Origin of the sequence: uncultured Caballeronia sp., from assembly GCF_964243625.1 — a bacterium.
Lineage (GTDB): Bacteria > Pseudomonadota > Gammaproteobacteria > Burkholderiales > Burkholderiaceae > Caballeronia.
This window is the reverse complement of sequence record NZ_CAXTGZ010000784.1, coordinates 1-2,436: the sequence shown is the minus strand read 5'-3', so window position 1 is coordinate 2,436 and position 2,436 is coordinate 1. Positions and strand designations below refer to the sequence as shown.

The 2,436-nt window shown below is 54.1% G+C and carries 2 protein-coding genes and 1 pseudogene; 2 read left to right on the top strand and 1 reads right to left on the bottom strand.

Translation table 11 applies throughout. The features are described 5' to 3' along the window. Window positions 1-235: hypothetical protein (locus ACFFAR_RS30855; RefSeq protein ID WP_375509188.1), on the top strand; the 235-nt coding region annotated here is incomplete at its 5' end. Between the two features lie 6 nt (window positions 236-241). Here the strand turns inward: ACFFAR_RS30855 and ACFFAR_RS30850 are convergent. Continuing rightward, window positions 242-1,165 (bottom strand): annotated as a pseudogene (locus ACFFAR_RS30850) (IS5 family transposase); the annotation flags it as partial. Window positions 1,166-1,727: 562 nt separating this feature from the next. Here ACFFAR_RS30850 and ACFFAR_RS30845 point away from each other — a divergent pair. After that, window positions 1,728-2,279 carry a MarR family transcriptional regulator gene (locus ACFFAR_RS30845; protein ID WP_174365523.1) on the top strand — a complete coding sequence of 184 codons (552 nt, stop codon included), beginning with the start codon at window positions 1,728-1,730 and terminating at the stop codon, window positions 2,277-2,279. Window positions 2,280-2,436 lie beyond the last annotated feature (157 nt).

The window sequence follows — 2,436 nt, the reverse complement described above, 5'->3', positions numbered from 1 at the left end:
CCGGGGCAAAAACTCCGAAGATAGCCAGTTACGGAAATTCGAAACGCGTTTCGGCCTACACCGACACAAGACAACGAGCGAGCAAAGTGGCTCGATTACGCCGATCCTGAGGTGGCTTTATACGCCGATCATCGAGTGGCCTGAACATGCCGATCATTCACTGGCCCGATTACGGCGATCATCTGGTGGCTCAATTACGCCGATCATGAAATGGCCCGATTACGCCGGTCCGTGACACCGGCCAACGCGTAGTTTGCTCGTCAATTGCCGAACCGCCCGGACGCCCGTCGTTTTGCGCCACATGCGGCGCGACACGATTCGCGCGACAACCAGCAACGAAGCCGGCGGTGTCGTAGTTCTTATCTGCGCCGACCGCTATGGCGCGACTCGCAACACCAGCCACATCTGCAAGCATCTGCCCGGCCGCGTCGCGCTCGGCGGTGCCCGTCGCCAACGTCACCTGCGCGTTGACCACCAGTCCGTGCCGGTTGTCGGTCAGAACAAGACCCGTATAACAGAGCATCGCGCCTGTTCCTTTGCTCTTGCGAAACAAGCCTGCGTGCTCGTCGATCGTGGATTAGTGTTTCGTTACTGCGCTTCTGGCCATGCCAGTTGTCATTGGGCGCAGGAGGTTCGTCAAAAGGCGTGTCGCCTTCGTCTGGGCTCGCCTTGGGCACAAAGCTCTTGTGCCCGGCTCATGCCTGAATCACAACGTGCCGTCAACGCTAAAGTGTTCCCCGAAAAGATACCCGCGCTCGCGCGCCCTCTCCACTGTCTCGTTGAAGAGCAACACCAGTACGTCGTGTTCAAGCAACCGATCTCGGTTCTTGCTGAACGTTAAGTGGTCCCAGACAGTGACCGTCCATCGGCAGGCCAAAGAACCAGCGGAACAGCGTATTGTACGAAATCTGTTCCGTCACCATGCGCTCGCTACGAATTGAGTACAGCACCAGCAGCAAAAATGCTCGCACCAGTTTCTTCGGCGCGAGGCTCGGCCGACCTCCTTTCACATCAGCTTCATACATCCGTGTGAAAACGTCGCCCATAGGCTTAAGCGTCATTGAGCCAGTTGCGAATTGGACGCAACGTGTAGTGTCCTTCGGCACGAAGTCATCCAGCTTCATCACAGTGAACATCGACTCGTAAAACCATCTGGTCCGCGCATCCGTTCTATCTCGCTCTCATTGATAAGATCGGTTCAACGTGTGCGCCCATGTCCCGGATGACCGTTCAACGAGGTATTTCAACGGCCTGCTATACATCAGCAACCGGATTTCTGCAACGCAAGCGGTTCGACAATTTTGCACGCCTCTTGATAGCGGACGGGCGGGAGGGCGTTTGCCCACTGCTTAGCGGCAAATGGACGTATTCTAGGGAGAGCCATTGCTGCTGAGCGTACCGGTTCTAGGTCGAATGGCGGCCTCATCGGGTTCCCGAGATATCCTTGACATTTTCCGGTTCTTCGGAGTCAACGCTTTTGTAATGTTTCTGGTCAACATGCTGACATTTTGATGAAATACTGTGAAGGATTACCTGCCAGGCTCAACATCGTCATTTTCATGAGAGCGAGGGGGACTGCGACAGTGCGATTGGGTCTACAATTCTAGCTATTTCGAGAATCAGGCACTTGGACCTGCTCAAAAGTGGGGCGATAGTACGCTTCGTACAACGCTTGCTATCGCACTCATCGCGCTTAATCGCTACTCACCACTTGCTACGATCGGACTGTGAACTCAAAACCAGCTTTATCCGACCCGAATATCGAAGAAGAGTTCTATCTGGAGCTTAACCGGTGGTTTCCCTATCGGTTCTCATGGATTGCAAACGAGGTAAGCCTTTGCCTGCATCAGGTTTATCACTCGCGCTGGGGCATATCTGTTCCAGGATGGCGCATTATTACTGTGCTCGCTGAATTTGCGCCTCTGGCCGCTAAGGATGTTGCTGCAAAGACGGCGATGGATGTGGTCCAGGTAACACGCGCTGTCAACGAGTTATACAACAGGGGTCTCGTGCTCCGACGTGAGGACACAATCGACCGCCGCCGGGTTTCTCTTAGATTGAGTGCTTCAGGTCGCAAGCTGTACCACGAGGTTGTGCCCTACGCGCAGCAGTTGGAGGGGGAGTTATTACAGGGACTTAGCACCGCCGAGCGCGACACGTTGGCTGCATTGCTAGATCGGGTCCAAGAAAATGCGGGGCGGGTTGCGAGTGAGCATATAGACACTCACACCATTAGCGATAAGCGCAAAACACCTTTATCCTCTAACGGAATTGCCTGACATTTTGATTTCTGTCCGTTCTTTGCTTGATATTTCGCGACAGGGTGGATGCTGCGAGTTTTAAGCAGCGGTGATATGCATTCGGACCGCATTTACTTCGCCGTACTGCCTGATTCGCCAATTTGTTTTGGAATGCGGTTCGAGCGATGTTAAGTGT